Below are 15,369 nucleotides of genomic sequence, written 5' to 3' on the forward strand. Positions count from 1 at the left end.
TGTGGGCCGGGAGTAGCCTACCGTTCAGCAGCACTGGACGGGCTATCGGTGAATGTCCCACTTGCGCTCGGCCAGGGCGTCGGCCAGGTGCTCCGCGCGGGCCACGCTGACCACCAGCTCGACCAGACCGACCGGGCGGCCCGGGTCGTGGTCGATGCGGATGTCCTCGATGTTGACGCCGATCTCACCGGCGTCGGCGAAGAGGCGGGCCAGCTCGCCCGGGTGGTCGGGCACGGCGACGAAGACGCTGCTCATCGGTCGCGGCGGGCCACCGTGCTTGCCCGGGATCGCCCGGGTGCCCGTGACACCCTCGGCGAGCAGGGCACCGAGCGCACTGCGCTCCCCCGACGCGATGGCGTCACGGAAGGCGCCCACCCGGGCTTCGACCTCGTCGAGGAGCGCCAGGACGGCGGACGAGTTGGCCGCGATGATCTGTTGCCACAGGCGCGGGTCCCCGGCCGCGATGCGGGTGACGTCTCGCACGCCCTGTCCCGACAGCGCGAGGTGTCCGTCGGGTGCGTGGACGAGCCGCTCCGCCACGATCGAGGCCATCAGGTGCGGCAGGTGGGACGTGCGGGCCACGGCCTGGTCGTGTTCCTCAGGCGTCAGCTCCAGGGGCACTCCGCCACACGCCTCGACCAGCTCGCGCACCAGGCCCACGGCGTCGGCATCGGCCTGCTCGTGCACGGCGATCGCCCAGGGACGGCCCTCGAACAGGGTGGCCGACGCAGCCAGCGGACCGGAGCGCTCGCTGCCGGCCATCGGGTGGCTGCCGACATAGCGGCGAACGTCGGCCGGTGCGGTCGCCAGCACCTCCGCCAGCGGCTGTGACTTGATGCTGCCGACGTCGGTCACCACGGCGTCCATCGCACGCAGCTGTTCGGCGATCAACGTGCCGAGGTGGTCGGGCGGCACGGCCACGACCACGAGCTGCACAGGTTGGCCGTCGTACGCCCGTCCCGCGCCGAGCCCACTGGCGGTGCGGAGGTGCTCGGTGGAGGTGTCAGTGAGCAGGACCTCGAGTCCGGCCTTGCGGCAGGCGAGGGCCACCGAGGTGCCGAGCAGCCCGGCCCCGACCACCAGGACCGGCCCGCGCAACGACGGAGCGTCAGTCATCCGCACCGGACTCGTCGGGCACCTCGCGCACCCGGGTCAGGTCGCGACGAAGGTTCGCGGCGCCGTGCAGGTAGACATGGGTGATGTCGGCACGAGGCAGGTCGGTCTCGATGTGCGCCATCATGCGCACCACCCGCGGCATGGAGCCCTCGATCTCGAGCTCGCGGGCGCAGATCAACGGGATCTCGCCGAAACCCAGGCGCCTGGCGGCATACGCAGGGAACTCGGAGTTGAGGTCGTCGGTCGCGGTGAAGATGACCGAGATGAAGTCGTCGACGACGAGACCGTTGGAGGTCATCACGTCCTGGACCATCTCGGCGACCCGTTCGAGCATGTGGTCGCGGACGTCCTCCTCGAGCTGCGTAGCTCCACGCACGGCTCGTACGGCCACGATGATGTCCTCTCCAGAGCGAATCCTTGCCCGCACAGGCTAGTACGCCGCCCACCCCGTCACGTCGGCTGGTAGCTGCCGAACGACCACATGTTGCCCTCGGGGTCGGCCACCGTTCCGCCACGCCCGCCGTAGTCCTCGTCCTTCATCTCACGGATGACGGTCGCCCCGGCGGCGACGGCGGCGTCGAAGAGTGCGTCGGGATCGTCGCTCACCAGGTAGCAGGCGGCCATCCCCGGCTGTGAGGATCCGACGGAGTCGTCGCGCACGGCACCGAACATGATGCCCCCACCACCCGACCAGAGCCATTCGGCGTGCACCACGACCGGCGGGTCGGACTCGTCGCGGTAGGTCGCGTGCTCGGTGAACCCGATCGCGCCCAACCACGCCATCATCGTCTCCGGGTCGCGCAGGGTCAGGGTCTGCCAGTGCTTGATGTCAGCTGCTGAGGTCATCACGCTCTCCTGGGTCGTCGGACCCTCAGGTTGCCGCAGTCTCCAGGGCCACGTCTTGGACGAATGGGAACTCCTCGCGAGCCCATGCCGTGGGGGTGCACCCGGCCAGCGCCACCCACTCCCGGGTGAGGTGTGACTGGTCGGCGTATCCGCACTCGCTCGCCACCCGGGCCAGCGAGCCGTCACCCGTGGCCAGTCGCCGTCCCCATCGCTGTCGGCTGGCCGCGAAGCGAGCGATCCGCTGGAACTCCTTCGGTCCGATGCCGCACTCGGCCCGGAACAACGTGGACAGTCGACGTCGGCTGTAGCCGGCCTCCTCGGACACCCTGCCCACGGGTGCCCCGCGAGTCAGGGCGGCGAGGGCAAGGCCCACCTCTGCGCGGGGCGCGGGCGCGCCCGTCTCGACCAGTGCCTCGACCAGGCGTCGCTCCACCAACCTGCTCCGTTCACGTGCGTCAAGGATGCCGTGCAGCTCCTCGGGAAGCCGGGAGAGCGGCGCGGGCAGGTCGCTGCCGAGGTCGTCGAGGTCGAGCAGCTCCCCCGACACCTCACCGATCGGTAGGCCGAGCAGGGCCCGGCTGCCGAGCGGCGTGATGGCGATCTGGATGCCCGCTTGGCGCAGGCCGTGATGGATGTGTGCCGGGCCGGTGTGCAGGCCCGAGACCGACGACCAGCCGCTGCGGTGGGTCTCGGGGGCGTCGGCCCAGGAGACCTCGAGCGGGTCGCCCACGGGCAGCACGAACGTCAAGGTCGGCGCAGGAAGCCCGCGGTGGATCCCGGGCGCCGGCATGGTGATGTCGTACGCCGTCAGCGAGGCGACGTACGGCTCCAGGACCTCGGCAACCATGTCCCCCACGCTACGCCGCGAGAGCGTCGCCCGGCGAGGCACGAGGCCGCCGGTGGGGGTCACCTGCGGGCATGGGCGGGGCGCGCACCCGGTCTCGACGTGGGCGACCACGCAGACTGGGTGACGCCGGCCCCGGCTCGGGCTACAGCTTGGCGGCGTCGAGCAGGGCCCCGAGCTCGTCCGGCGTGAGCTCGCGCATCGTGCCGAGCTTGAGGGTCTGCAGCAGCACCGGTCCGATCGCGGTCCGGGTCAGGTTGCGCACGGGATGCCCGAGGTGGTCGAGCAGGCGCCGCACGATCCGGTTCCGACCTTCGTGAATCGTCAGCTCGATGATGCTGCGCCCCTTGGCACCACCCTGCCCGGTGCGCATGATGCGCGCCCGCGAAACCTCCACGGGCCCGTCGTCGAGGGTGACTCCGGCCAGCAGCTGGGTGATGGTCTCCTTGGTGGCCTCGCCCTCGACCTCGGCGACGTAGGTCTTCTGCAGCTCGTACGACGGGTGGGCAACCTTCTGGGCGAAGTCGCCGTCGTTGGTCAGCAGGATCAGGCCCGAGGTGTCGGTGTCGAGACGACCGACGTGGAAGAGCCGCTCCGGGCGGTCGGCGACGAAGTCGCTCAACGTCGGGCGACCCTCGGGGTCGGACATCGTGGAGACGATGCCCCGGGGCTTGTTGAGCACCAGGTAGACATTCGGGCTGATCGGAGGGAGTCGTCTCCCGTCGACACGGATGACCGCGGTGCGCGGGTCGACCTTCGTGCCCAGCCGAGTGACGACCTCGCCGTCGACCTCGACCAGACCGTCGAGCATGATCTCCTCACACTTGCGACGCGAGGCGACACCCGACTGCGCCAGGTGCTTCTGCAGCCGGACCAGGCCGTCGTCACTCACCGGGCGTCACCCGGGCACCGTGCGCACTGTCAGCCTGCCCGTCGACGTCCGGGGCGGGCTCGACGTCCGGGGCAGCCCCGGGCTCTCGTCCGGCAGCGCCGTCCGGCTCCGCGACGGCGTCGGTCTCCATGCCCAGCTCGGCCAGCTCGACCTCCACCGCGGGCTCGGGTTCGGGTTCGACCGCAGCATCGGGTTCCACCGCAGCATCGGGTTCGACAGGAGCGTCCGGTTCCCCGAGGACATCGACTGCTGGGTCGACGGTTGGCTCCGCCGCCGGCCCGACCGGAGTGGCAGCAACCGCTCCGGCCGTCTCAGCCGGGTCGCCGCCACCGGCCAGCGCAGCCAGGTCATCCTCCATGTCGTCCATGTCGGGCAGGAAGGGCGCCAGCTCGGGCAGGTCGGTGATCGCGGTGATGCCGATGCGCTCGAGGAAGTACGAGGTCGTCTGGTAGAGGTTCGCACCGGTCTCGCCGTCCTGGCCGGCCTCCTCGACCAGTCCGCGGGTGAGCAGGGTCCGCATCACGCCGTCGACGTTCACGCCACGGATCGCGGAGACCCGGGCCCGCGAGATCGGCTGCTTGTAGGCCACCACCGACAGCGTCTCGAGAGCAGCCTGGGTCAGGCGAGCCTGCTGGCCGTCGAGCACGAAGCCCTCGACCACCGAGGCGTACTCCTCCCGGGTGTAGTACCGCCACCCGCCTGCGACGTTGCGCAGCTCGAAGCCGCGGCGCTGCTCGCCGTACTCCCGAGCCAGGTCGTCGAGCGCCGCCCGCACCTCGCCCACCGGGTACCCGACCGCGCTGGCGAGGGTGACCTGGTCGAGCGGTTGGTCGGCAACCATGAGGATCGCCTCCAGGGAGGGCCGGAGCTCGGCCAGCGGAAACGCCTCGTCCTCGGACGCGGCCTCGCCCTCGACTGCTTCGGCGTGAGCGCCCTCGGTCCCGACGTCGCCTGTCTCGCGATTCCCGACCTCCGGCTCCACCTCGGTGTCGGCCTCGTGCTCGTGGGGCTGCTCGCTCATGCGTCGTCCTCGCTGCTCTCGGGCGCCGGCGCGGCCTCGGGCGGCGCTCCGTCGAACTCGTCGTTGATCTCGATCTCGTCGTCGTCGCCACCGGTCCAGCGCACGGTCAGCTCACCCAGCGGGGTCATCTGGTCGAAGGCGACCGCACCCTCGCGGAAGAGCTCCAGCAGCGACAGGAACCGGGCCACCGTGGTCAGGGTGTCGGGCGAGTCACCGCACAGCGCCCGGAACGTCATCGTGCCGGACCGGCGCAGCCGCTCCACCACGAGCGCAGCCTGCTCCTTGACCGACACCTGGGCCGCGTGGATGTGCTGCAGGTTGACCTCGAGCACCGGCTTGGGCTCGAGGGCACGGGCCGCGAGCTGGGCGAACTGCTCGAGCCCGATGCCGATCAGCACCTCCGGCAGCAGGGTCGCGAAGCGCTCCTCCATGCCGACCGCGCGCGGGAACCGACGGGACTCCCCGGTCAGGCGCTCCTCGAGCACGCCTGCGACCTGCTTGAACGCCTTGTACTGCATGAGTCGGGCGAAGAGCAGGTCGCGAGCCTCGAGCAGGGCCAGGTCCTCCTCGTCCTCGACGTCGCCCTGGGGCAGCAGGCGAGCGGCCTTCAGGTCGAGCAGCGTCGAGGCCACCAGGAGGAACGACGTGGTCTGCTCGAGGTCCCAGATCGGACCACCGGCCTTCACGTAGGCGATGAACTCGTCCGTGACCGCAGAGAGCGCCACCTCGGTGATGTCCAGCTTGTGCTTGGCGATCAGGTTGAGCAGCAGGTCGAAGGGGCCCTCGAAGTTGGCGAGGTGGACCGCGAACTCAGGAGTCGCCTCGACGGGCGGCGAGGACAGGTCCGTCACGAGTCGCGCAGCCGTGAGACCAGCACGGAGTCGTCGCCGTTCTGCTCCAGGTCGGCCAGCGCGATCGCGATCGCCGAGCGCACCAGTCGGCCACGGTCGACCGCCTTGCCGGTCGTACGTCGCAGCGTGAGGCGGGCATGCTCGATGTCGAGCAGCTCGTCGGAGGTGACGTAGACCGTCATCTTCTCGTCGTGCCGGATCCGTCCGCTGGGCTTGCGGGGCTCCTTCGCCGCGGTCGTGGACTCGCCCGGCACGACGGCCGCGTCCTCCGCCACCGCCGCGAGGGGCGTCTTCTCGGCCTTGTCCGCGGTGGTCCCGGAGCGATCGGCGGTGGGACGGAACAGGTCGTCAGCTGCGGGCAGGCTCACCCGTCTCGACACGCGCCAGCACCTCCTTGGCCAACTGGCGGTAGGAGTCGGCACCAGCCGACGAGGAGGCGTACGTCGTGATCGGCTCACCGGCAACGGTGGAGTCGGAGAACTTGATGGTGCGGCGAATGACCGTGTGGAACACCTTGTCACCCCAGGCGTGCACGAGTCGCTCCATGACCTCGCGGCTGTGCAGGGTGCGGCCGTCGAACATGGTCCCGAGGACGCCGTCGATCTCGAGCTTGGGGTTCAACCGCTCCTGGACCTTGTCGATGGTCGTCTTCAGCAGGGCGACCCCACGCAGCGCGAAGTACTCGCACTCCAAGGGCACGATCACGCCGTCGGAAGCGGTCAACGCGTTGACCGTGAGCAGGCCCAGGGAGGGCTGGCAGTCGATCAGGATGACGTCGTAGTGGTCGAGCGCGGGCGCGAGGATCCGCTGCAGGGTCTGCTCGCGGGCGACCTCGTGCACCAGCTGGACCTCGGCCGCGGAGAGGTCGATGTTGGAGGGCAGCAGGTCCATGCCGGGCACACCGGTGGGCACGACGACGTCCTCGTAGTTGACGTCGCGCTCCATGAGCAGGTTGTAGATGCTCAGGTCCATCTCGTGCGGGTTGAGGCCCAGGCCCACCGAGAGGGAGCCCTGCGGGTCGAAGTCGACCAGCAGCACCTTGCGGCCGTACTCGGCCAGCGACGCGCCGAGGTTGATGGTCGTGGTGGTCTTGCCCACACCACCCTTCTGGTTGCACATCGAGATCACCCGGGCGTTGCCGTGGGTGACCACGGGACGCGGCTCGGGCAGGGTCGGCATCGGCCGACCGGTCGGGCCGAGCTCCGCCTGCGGCTGCACGTCGACCAGGTGGTCGGACGCCTCCGAGGCCTCGGCCGTGGGTTCCGAGGCGGGTTGCGAGGTGGGTTGCGAGGTGGGGAAGGGAATCGGGTCGCTCACGCGGTGGTCATCTCCGGGGGAAGTGGGTGCGACGGGAGGTCGGAGCAACGGTGGCATCTCGGGAGCACCGCTCCCGGACTGCCCGGGAAGGCCGGAGAACTGTCCGCCACCGCTCATCTGCCGCTCCTCATGCTTCCTGTGCAATGTCGACTCGGCGACAAGTGCCCGAGCCTGCGGGCGACTCTATGGCCACCCCTCCGGCGGGAACAAGACGAGGGTCCAGATCCGTGCCCCAGCAGGGAAATCTGTGCACAACCGCCCGCTCAGTTGCACAGGGCAACCTGCGCCTGTGCACAAGCCTGTGGATAGATCGGCCCGCCCAACCGGTCGACGTGGCACCGGTCGACCTGGCACCGGTCGACCTGGCACCGGTCGACGAGGCAGGGCTCAGAGCCGGCGCATGGCCCGTGAGGTGACGATCGCCTGCCCCAGCTCGTCCGAGGCATCGAGGTCGACCACGGCCTCGATCACCCAGTCGTGGTGGCCCTCGGGGTCGTGGATCGTCTGTCGCGCCTCCCATACCCGACCGAGCTCGGGGTCGGTGCCCGGTGTGATCCGCAGCAGGTCGGGTCCGCGCGCGTCCCCGTCGGTGGCGATGGAGTCGTGCTCGTCGAAGTACTCCTCCAGCGCCTCGTCCCACGCCGAGCGGGTCATCCCGATCTCGCGAGCCGGGTCGAAGAGGTCGGCAGTGGCCCGTTCCATGCGCATCAGTCCGTCGAGGTCGTCGCGGGCGCAGAGCTCGACACGACGGAACATCGCGTTGCGGATCATCACCCGGAACGGTCGCTCCTGCATCGACAGCGGTCGCGGCGGGGGCGGGGGTTCCCCGGCAGCCGCACGGGCCACGAGGTCCGGGTCGGTCAACGCCTCCCACTCGTCGAGCAGCGACGAGTCGGTCTGGCGGATGGTCTCCCCCAACCACTCGATGAGCTCCTCCAGCTCGGGGGTCCGATGGGTCTCGGGCACCGTGTGCCGCAGCGTGCGGTAGGCGTCGGTGAGGTAGCGCAGCACCAGCCCCTCGGAGCGGGCCAGCTGGTAGCGCCCGACGAAGTCGGTGAAGCTCATCCCCTGCTCATACATCTCGCGGACGATGGCCTTGGGCGCCAAACCGTCCTCGGGCAGCCACGGGTGGCTCTGCCGGTAGATCTCGTACGTCGCCTCGAGCAGCTCGGCGAGCGGCTGCGGCCAGGTGATCTCGTCGAGCAGCGCCATGCGCTCCTCGTACTCGATGCCGTCGGCCTTCATCTCCGCGACCGCCTCACCCCGTGCCGCCTTCTGCTGGGCGAACAGGATCTGTCGCGGTCCTTCGAGCACCGCCTCGACCACGGAGACCAGGTTGAGCAGGTGCTCGGGGTCCTCGGGGTCGAGCACGTCGAGTGCGGCCAGGGCGAAGTGGGCCAGCGGCTGGTTGAGCGCGAAGTCGTCGGCCAGCGACGTGGTGAGCACGAACCTGCGGCCGAGCTCGTCGGGCTCCTCGAGACGGGTGAGCACCCCGGAGTGCACGAGGGAGCGGGCCAGTCGCAGCGCCCGTCGGACCAGGCGCACCTGGTTGCGGGGGTCCTCGTGGTTGTCGCGGAGCAGGTCACGCATCACCGAGAACGCGTCGGTCTCGCGAGCCACCACGTTGAGCAGCATCGAGTTGTCCACCCGCATCCGCGAGACCAGCGCCTCGGGCTGGCCGCCGACGAGCCGGTCGAAGGTCTCCTCGGTCCAGACCACGGACCCCTCGGGCGCCTTCTTGAGCTGTGCCTTGGACTTCTTCCTGGCCAGCTTCGCCTCGCTCATCGCGGCGTTCTTGGCGGCCGCCTTGGCCTTGGCCTTCTCGTTCTCGATGACGTGCTCGGGAGCCTGCACGACGACGTACCCGGCCGTGTCGTAGCCGGCGCGACCGGCACGCCCGGCGATCTGCTGGAACTCGCGGATGCGCAGCGTGCGCTGCCTCGTGCCGTCGAACTTGGCGAGCCCGGTGAACAGCACCGTGCGGATGGGGACGTTGATGCCGACCCCGAGGGTGTCGGTGCCGCAGATGACCTTGAGCAGCCCGTCCTGGGCGAGCTGCTCGACGAGGCGACGATACTTCGGCAGCATCCCCGCGTGGTGCACCCCGATGCCGTTGCGCACCAGCTTCGACAGGGTCCTCCCGAAACCGGCGCCGAACTTGAACGCGCCGAGGCGGTCGGCGATGGCGTCCTTCTCCTCGCGGCTGACCAGCTTGTTGCCGAGCGAGCCCGGGGAGAGCAACTGGTTGGCGTGCTCGATCGCGTCCTTCTGGGTGAAGTGCACGACGTACGCCGGCACCTGGCGGGTGCTGACCAGCTCCTCGAGCGTCTCGGCCAGCGGGGTCATCGCCCAGCCGAAGCTCAGCGGCACCGGGCGCTCGGCGTCGTCGACGAGCACGGTCTCCCGGCCGGTGCGGCGATCCAGGTCGGCGATGAACGGCGAGACGTCGCCCAACGTCGCCGACATCAGCAGGAACTGTGCCTGCGGCAGCGTCAGCAGGGGGACCTGCCAGGCCCAGCCACGGTCGGGCTCGGAGTAGAAGTGGAACTCGTCCATCACGACCAGTCCCACGTCGGCGCTGGCCCCTTCACGCAGGGCGATGTTGGCCAGCACCTCTGCCGTGCAGGCGATGATCGGTGCGTCGGAGTTGACCGACGCGTCACCGGTGAGCATGCCGACGTTGTCGGCCCCGAAGATCTCGCACAACGCGAAGAACTTCTCGCTGACCAGCGCCTTGATCGGCGCGGTGTAGAAGCTCACCTGGTCGCGATTGAGCGCGGCGAAGTGCGCAGCCAGGGCCACCATCGACTTGCCGGACCCCGTGGGGGTGGCGAGGATGACGTTGTTGCCCGAGAAGAGCTCGATGACCGCCTCGTCCTGGTGCGGGTAGAGCGGCAGGTTCCGCTCGACCGCCCAGCCGGAGAACGCGTCGTACAACGTGTCGGCGTCGTGAGCACCCGTCCAGGTGCCCAGGTTGATCCCCATCAGCGCAGTTCTCCCTGTGCGGTCTCCCGCGGTCGCGCGCCCATCAGCTGCGGGCCCTCGGGTGGGCGGTGGCAAAGACCTCGCGCAGGTTGTCGACGGTGACCAGCGTGTAGACCTGTGTGGTGGTCACCGAGGCGTGGCCGAGCAGCTCCTGGACCACGCGCACGTCGGCACCGCCGTCGAGCAGGTGCGTGGCGAACGAGTGGCGCAGGGTGTGCGGCGAGACGTCTCGGGTCACTCCGGCACGCTCCGCCGTCCGCACCAGCACCGCCCAGGCACTCTGCCGGGACAGCCGGCCACCACGCGCGTTGAGGAACAACGCCGGGCCACCCTGGCCATTGCCGACGAGGTCGCGACGCCCGCGTTCGACGTACGTCCTGACAGCGTCCCTGGCGAACGATCCCACGGGGACGATGCGCTCCTTGCTGCCCTTGCCGCGCAGCCGGATCACGCCGTCCACGAGGTCCAGGTCGTCGACGTCGAGGCCCACGGCCTCCGAGATGCGGGCGCCGGTGCCGTAGAGCACCTCGAGCAGGGCCTTGTCGCGGCTGGCCAGCGCCGTGCCCGCGGACCCGGCGGCCTCCAGGATCGCCTCGACGTCGGAGAGCGGCAACGCCTTGGGCAGCCGCTTGGCGGGGGTGGGCGGCTTGACCGCAGCCGCGGGGTCCGCGGTGGCGAGTCCGTCACGGACCGCGAACTTGTGGAAGCCGCGCACCGCGACCACGGTGCGTGCGGCGGAGGTGGAACCGAGGGGCTGGTGGTCGAGGTCGCCCTCGCGCAGGCTGACCAGGAAGCCGGAGACGGTTGCCTCGGTGACCTCGTCGAGCTCCTCGAGCCCGGCCTTGGCCAGGTGTTCCTGGTAGCGGCGCAGGTCGCGGCGATAGGACTTGAGGGTGTTGTCCGCCAGCCCACGCTCGACGGAGAGATGGTCGAGGTAGGTGCGGACCGCGCGGCCGATGCCGTTCAACCCGCTCAGCTCGATCGCCTCGCGTCGTGGGTGAAGATCGCGAGGGCGACCGGGCCGTCGGTGACCCGGCCGTCCAGGACCGCCTTACGCAGCTCGTCCAGGGGCACCCAGAGGGTCTCCATGTCGGCCTCCTCCGCCTCGAGCTCGAAGTCGCCGCGGTCGCACGCGGAGAGGCCGCGGGCCAGGTAGTAGTGGTGCTGCTCGGCCGAGATCCCCGGTGATCCCCACACCGAGATCAGGTGGGTCCACTCGGCCGCCTCGAACTCGACCTCCTCGCGCAGCTCGCGGACGGCCACCTCGAGCGGGTCCTCCCCCGGGTGGTCGCAGATGCCGGCCGGCAGCTCGAGGAACCTTCGCTGCGCCGGGTGGCGGTACTGCCGCAGGCACAGCACCCGGTCCTGGTCGTCGATGGCCAGCACGAACGCGGCACCGGGATGCTCGAGGACCAGCCTGCGGAAGGTCGGTCCCTCGGGATCGTCCGGGTGCGCCACCTGGTCGGAGCGGAACGCCACCACCCAGTCGTCGCGGTGCAGGTCGGTCGACGACCTGACCGGCCAGGACTCCGGGGTGTCTGCTGTCAGCGCCATGGCACGAAGGTTAGCCCGCCCTGCGGCGGTGGTCGCGTGGGGTGAGGACTGAGCGTGGCTCAGTCCTCCTCCCGCCGGCGCAACTCCTCGTCGATCGGGAAGCGCAGCTCCTTCTGTCGCTCGATGGCTGCACCGATCAGGCCGGCGAAGAGCGGGTGCGCCTTCGTCGGTCGGGACTTGTACTCCGGGTGCGCCTGGGTCGAGACGTAGTAGGGGTGCACCTCGCGGGGCAGCTCGACGAACTCGACCAGGTTGTTGTCCGGCGACGTACCGGAGAAGACCAGGCCGGCTGCCTCGAGCTGGTCGCGGTACTCGTTGTTCACCTCGTAGCGGTGACGGTGGCGCTCGTTGATCTCGGCCTCGCCATAGGCCTCGCGGACGACGCTGCCCTCCTTGAGGCGTGCCGGGTAGAGGCCCAGCCGCATCGTGCCGCCGAGGTCCCCGGCGCCCTCGACGAAGGACTTCTGCTCCTCCATCGTGGCGATCACCGGCTCGATGGTGTCGGGGTCGAACTCCGTCGAAGCAGCCTTCTCGAGACCGGCCACGGAGCGCGCGTACTCGATCACCATGGACTGGAGCCCCAGGCACAGTCCCAGTGTCGGAATGCCGTGGGTGCGCGCGTAGGTCAACGCGCCGAGCTTGCCCTCGAGACCGCGGATGCCGAACCCACCGGGGACACAGATGGCGTCCACGTCGGAGAGGTTCTTGGCGGCGCCGGCCTGGGTCGCGCACTCGTCGGATGCGATCCAGAGGATGTTCACCTTCGCCTCGTGGGCGAAGCCACCGGCACGGAGTGCTTCACCGACGGAGAGGTAGGCGTCGGGCAGGTCGATGTACTTGCCGACCAGGGCGACGGTGACCTCCTCGGCTGGGTGGTGCACGCGGCGGAGCAGGTCGTCCCACACGGTCCACTCCACGTCACGGAACGGCAGGTTCAGCCGGCGCACGAGGTAGGCGTCGAGGCCCTCGGAGTGGATCACCTTCGGGATGTCGTAGATGGAGGGTGCGTCGGCGCAGTTGATGACCGCCTCGGTGTCGACGTCACACATGAGGGAGATCTTGTTCTTGATCGACTGCGGAACCTCGCGGTCCGAGCGCAGCACGATCGCGTCGGGCTGGATGCCGATCGAGCGCAGGGCGGCGACCGAGTGCTGGGTCGGCTTGGTCTTCAGCTCACCCGACGGGCCGAGGTAGGGCACCAGGGACACGTGCAGGAAGAAGCAGTTGTCGCGACCGATGTCGTGACGCACCTGCCGAGCGGCCTCGAGGAACGGCAGGGACTCGATGTCTCCCACGGTGCCGCCGATCTCGGTGATCACCACGTCGACGTCGTCTCCCCCCATGGCGCGGACACGGTCCTTGATCTCGTTGGTGATGTGCGGGATCACCTGCACGGTGTCACCGAGGTAGTCGCCGCGGCGCTCCTTGGCGATCACCGACGAGTACACCTGGCCAGTGGTCACGTTGGCGATCTGGTTGAGATCGGTGTCGAGGAAGCGCTCGTAGTGACCGACGTCGAGGTCGGTCTCGGCGCCGTCGTCGGTCACGAAGACCTCGCCGTGCTGGAACGGGTTCATCGTGCCGGGGTCCACGTTGAGGTACGGGTCCAGCTTCTGCATGGTGACCCGAAGCCCGCGGGACTTCAGAAGATTGCCCAGGCTCGAGGCGGTGAGCCCCTTGCCGAGCGAGGATGCGACGCCTCCGGTGACGAAGACGTGCTTGGTTGGCGCCGATGAGGCCAAGGAAACTCCCGTGGTCAGACTGGTCCACACAGAATGCATGGTCTGCTACGGGGTTCTAGCCTACCAATCGATCGCCGTTCTCGGGGAATCAGCCGCGCGGAATCGCCCCGTCATTTCCGTGGGCGCCGTAGGAGCCGGGCTCACCGCTGCGCTCGGCGGCCAGGGCCGAGACGGTGGCGAGCTGGCCGGCACCGCTCTGCACGGAGTCCACCGTGGAGACCACGCTGGTGACCTCGTCGTGTCCCCGCAGGGCAGCGAGGGTCGCGGAGTCGGTGTCACCGGCGACCACGGTCCCGCCGGAACCCTGGGCCAGGCCCGTGACCAGGCCGCCCAGGATCTTGTCGGCGCCGTCACCCTTGAGGTCGTCTCCCAGCACCACCAGCACCAGGTTGCTGCGCTTGGTGCCCCCTGATGACGTGCTGAACAGCTCGGCCGCCTCGAGGCCGGAGAGGATGTTGCTGGCACCCTTGTCGACGGGTTCGCCACCGGGTCCGGAGCTGCTGATGGCGCGGCTGATCAACTGGCCCATCCGGGCGTACGTCGTGGCCGCGTCGTCGACCCCGGAGTCCGTGGTGGTCTCGACGAGCTGTGCGCCGAGGTTGTCGACCAAGGAGCTGCCGTCGCTCGAGAGCAGGGCCTGCGACATCGCAAAGGTGCCGGTCATGGCACCACCCGAGCGCTTGACCTGGTTGACCAGTGCCGAGACCAGCTTGGGGTCGACGCCCGGGGTGGTCACCATGGCGACGGTCTGGCCCTTCAGGGCGGCGCTGCTGCTGGAGGCGGCCAGCGACTCGGTCACCTGGTCCTGGAAGCCCGCCACGAGCTCGGCCTCCTCCAGGTCGTCGGAGAGTCGCGCGTTGTCCTTCTCGGCGGACTGGGTCGCGTCGTCACCCCGGCCGATCTCCGACAGGGGGCCGCCGCCGAGGGCGATTCCGACGGCGAGCGCGACGAGAACCGCGACGAGCGAGACGACGTGGTAGCGGAACGTGATCAAGAGAAGAATCCTCCAACGCGGTGGAACAGGTCGTTGATGTGGGGGCGAAGGTCGTCGATCCACTGCTGGCCGACGGGGGTCACCGCGATCGCGGCGGCCACGGCGAGCAGGCCCACGAGCAGCACCAGCCAGATGTGCCAAGTGCGCACCCGGCCGGCGTAGAGGGCAGGCAGGGCACGCGCGTCGACGAGGGTCGACCCGACGCGGAGCCGGGTCAGGAAGGTCGAGGCGAGGTGGCCGCGCTGCCGGTCGAGGAAGTCAGCAAGGTTGGCGTGTGCCCCGACCGCGACGATCAGGCTCGCGTCGCCCAGGCTGGCCAGCATCAGGCCCGCGTCCTCGGCGGTGGCCCCGGTCTCGAACCGCAGCGGGCGGACACCCAGGCGCTCGAGGGAGTCGGTCGGCGACCTGCCGTCACCTCGGTCGACGAGCACCACGACGTCCTTGGCTCCCCGGAGCGCCCTGGCCGACACCCGGGTCTCGTCGGCCTCGGCGCTGGTGGTCGAGCTGAGCACGACGACATCGGGCTTGAACCCCGCGGCCAGGAGGACGTCGGCGCCCGAGTCGACGCCGACCAGGACCGGCTTCTGCTCACGCAGGTAGCGCCGGATCCCCTTGAGCTCGGCCTCGTGGTCGGGCCCGGGCACGACGACCACGACGGGTCGGGCCGCGATGCGGGTGCCGAGACGGGGGGCCCCGGCGCCGTGCAGCAGCAGGTCCTCCTCGTGACGGAGGTACTCGGTGCTGTTGCGGGTGAAGCTCTCGAGCTGGGTGCCGAGCCCACCACGGGCGGCAGCCAGCTCGTCCTCGAGCCGCTCCCGGTCGAGCACCGCGCCGGTGGCCACCGTGTCGTCACCGGAGAAGACCTCACCCCGGTGCACCCTCAGCGTGCGGCCGTCCTTGACCGCGGAGAAGGCATCGGGACCGACCCCGTCGAGCAGCGTGATGCCGGCGTCGATGAGCACCGCCGGACCCTGGTTGGGGAAACGGCCCGAGACGAACGGCGAGGCGTTCACCACGGCTGCGACTTCGGCGTCGACCAGTCGCTGGGCCGTCGATCGGTCCATGTCGAGGTGGTCGAGCACGACGATGTCGCCGGGTTCGAGCCGGGAGATCAAGGTGCGGGTCCGGCGATCGACGCGCGCGGTGCCGACGACTCCGGGCGGGGCGGCTTCACGGGGGTGACGAGTGGGCAGCTTCATGACCGATT

Annotated in this window: 15 protein-coding genes; all 15 read right to left on the reverse strand. The window is 69.9% G+C overall.

Annotated features, from left to right (window positions below; genetic code table 11):
- Positions 1-42 precede the first annotated feature (42 nt).
- The 15 genes from ncot_RS13540 to steA all read right to left on the reverse strand — a co-directional run bounded on the left by ncot_RS13540 (position 43) and on the right by steA (position 15,361).
- Entirely contained in the window at positions 43-1,116 is a 1,074-nt protein-coding gene (locus ncot_RS13540; protein ID WP_168618091.1) for a prephenate dehydrogenase, read from the reverse strand.
- Positions 1,109-1,507 carry a chorismate mutase gene (aroH, locus tag ncot_RS13545; RefSeq protein WP_168618092.1) on the reverse strand — a complete coding sequence of 133 codons (399 nt, stop codon included), beginning with the start codon at positions 1,505-1,507 and terminating at the stop codon, positions 1,109-1,111. Before aroH ends, ncot_RS13540 begins: the two co-directional genes overlap by 8 nt.
- A gap of 59 nt (positions 1,508-1,566) precedes the next feature.
- Entirely contained in the window at positions 1,567-1,962 is a 396-nt protein-coding gene (locus ncot_RS13550) for a VOC family protein (protein WP_168618093.1), read from the reverse strand.
- Positions 1,963-1,987: 25 nt separating this feature from the next.
- Positions 1,988-2,809 carry an AraC family transcriptional regulator gene (locus ncot_RS13555; protein ID WP_168618094.1) on the reverse strand — a complete coding sequence of 274 codons (822 nt, stop codon included), beginning with the start codon at positions 2,807-2,809 and terminating at the stop codon, positions 1,988-1,990.
- Positions 2,810-2,951: 142 nt separating this feature from the next.
- A complete protein-coding gene (locus ncot_RS13560; RefSeq protein WP_168618095.1) occupies positions 2,952-3,698 on the reverse strand; it encodes a pseudouridine synthase in 747 nt (248 codons plus the stop codon).
- Complete coding sequence (gene scpB / locus ncot_RS19870) at positions 3,691-4,719, reverse strand: SMC-Scp complex subunit ScpB (RefSeq protein ID WP_206064970.1); 1,029 nt, start codon at positions 4,717-4,719, stop codon at positions 3,691-3,693. The genes ncot_RS13560 and scpB overlap by 8 nt, the downstream gene beginning before the upstream one ends.
- Entirely contained in the window at positions 4,716-5,561 is an 846-nt protein-coding gene (locus ncot_RS13570; RefSeq protein ID WP_168619343.1) for a segregation/condensation protein A, read from the reverse strand. Before ncot_RS13570 ends, scpB begins: the two co-directional genes overlap by 4 nt.
- A gap of 5 nt (positions 5,562-5,566) precedes the next feature.
- Positions 5,567-5,950: a hypothetical protein gene (locus tag ncot_RS13575; protein ID WP_168618096.1), complete on the reverse strand. Its 384-nt coding sequence runs from the start codon at positions 5,948-5,950 to the stop codon at positions 5,567-5,569.
- Positions 5,919-6,887 (reverse strand): AAA family ATPase, encoded by a 969-nt coding sequence (locus ncot_RS13580; RefSeq protein ID WP_346766621.1) that lies wholly within the window; start codon positions 6,885-6,887, stop codon positions 5,919-5,921. The genes ncot_RS13575 and ncot_RS13580 overlap by 32 nt, the downstream gene beginning before the upstream one ends.
- A 387-nt stretch (positions 6,888-7,274) precedes the next feature.
- Complete coding sequence (locus tag ncot_RS13585; RefSeq protein ID WP_168618097.1) at positions 7,275-9,872, reverse strand: DEAD/DEAH box helicase; 2,598 nt, start codon at positions 9,870-9,872, stop codon at positions 7,275-7,277.
- Positions 9,873-9,915: 43 nt separating this feature from the next.
- Positions 9,916-10,839, reverse strand: coding sequence for a site-specific tyrosine recombinase XerD (gene xerD, locus ncot_RS13590; protein ID WP_206064971.1), 924 nt, complete (start codon positions 10,837-10,839; stop codon positions 9,916-9,918).
- A 5-nt stretch (positions 10,840-10,844) separates the two neighbouring features.
- Positions 10,845-11,426, reverse strand: a complete 582-nt coding sequence (locus ncot_RS13595) for an NUDIX hydrolase (protein ID WP_168618098.1) — start codon at positions 11,424-11,426, stop codon at positions 10,845-10,847.
- 59 nt (positions 11,427-11,485) lie between these two features.
- The gene (locus ncot_RS13600) at positions 11,486-13,168 is read right to left on the reverse strand and encodes a CTP synthase (protein ID WP_240937904.1); all 1,683 of its coding nucleotides are present in this window, start codon (positions 13,166-13,168) and stop codon (positions 11,486-11,488) included.
- An 88-nt stretch (positions 13,169-13,256) separates the two neighbouring features.
- Positions 13,257-14,162 (reverse strand): copper transporter, encoded by a 906-nt coding sequence (locus tag ncot_RS13605; protein WP_168618100.1) that lies wholly within the window; start codon positions 14,160-14,162, stop codon positions 13,257-13,259.
- Positions 14,159-15,361, reverse strand: coding sequence for a putative cytokinetic ring protein SteA (gene steA, locus ncot_RS13610; protein WP_168618101.1), 1,203 nt, complete (start codon positions 15,359-15,361; stop codon positions 14,159-14,161). The genes ncot_RS13605 and steA overlap by 4 nt, the downstream gene beginning before the upstream one ends.
- Positions 15,362-15,369: the final 8 nt, after the last annotated feature.

The organism is Nocardioides sp. JQ2195, from assembly GCF_012272695.1.
Classification (GTDB): Bacteria; Actinomycetota; Actinomycetes; order Propionibacteriales; family Nocardioidaceae; genus Nocardioides.

Coding starts and splice junctions, on each gene's coding strand:
- ncot_RS13540 (WP_168618091.1), bottom strand. CDS start 1,116: ATGACTGACGCTCCGTCGTTGCGCGGGCCGGTCCTGGTGGTCGGGGCC.
- ncot_RS13550 (WP_168618093.1), bottom strand. CDS start 1,962: ATGACCTCAGCAGCTGACATCAAGCACTGGCAGACCCTGACCCTGCGC.
- ncot_RS13555 (WP_168618094.1), bottom strand. CDS start 2,809: ATGGTTGCCGAGGTCCTGGAGCCGTACGTCGCCTCGCTGACGGCGTAC.
- scpB (WP_206064970.1), bottom strand. CDS start 4,719: ATGAGCGAGCAGCCCCACGAGCACGAGGCCGACACCGAGGTGGAGCCG.
- ncot_RS13585 (WP_168618097.1), bottom strand. CDS start 9,872: ATGGGGATCAACCTGGGCACCTGGACGGGTGCTCACGACGCCGACACG.
- ncot_RS13595 (WP_168618098.1), bottom strand. CDS start 11,426: ATGGCGCTGACAGCAGACACCCCGGAGTCCTGGCCGGTCAGGTCGTCG.
- steA (WP_168618101.1), bottom strand. CDS start 15,361: ATGAAGCTGCCCACTCGTCACCCCCGTGAAGCCGCCCCGCCCGGAGTC.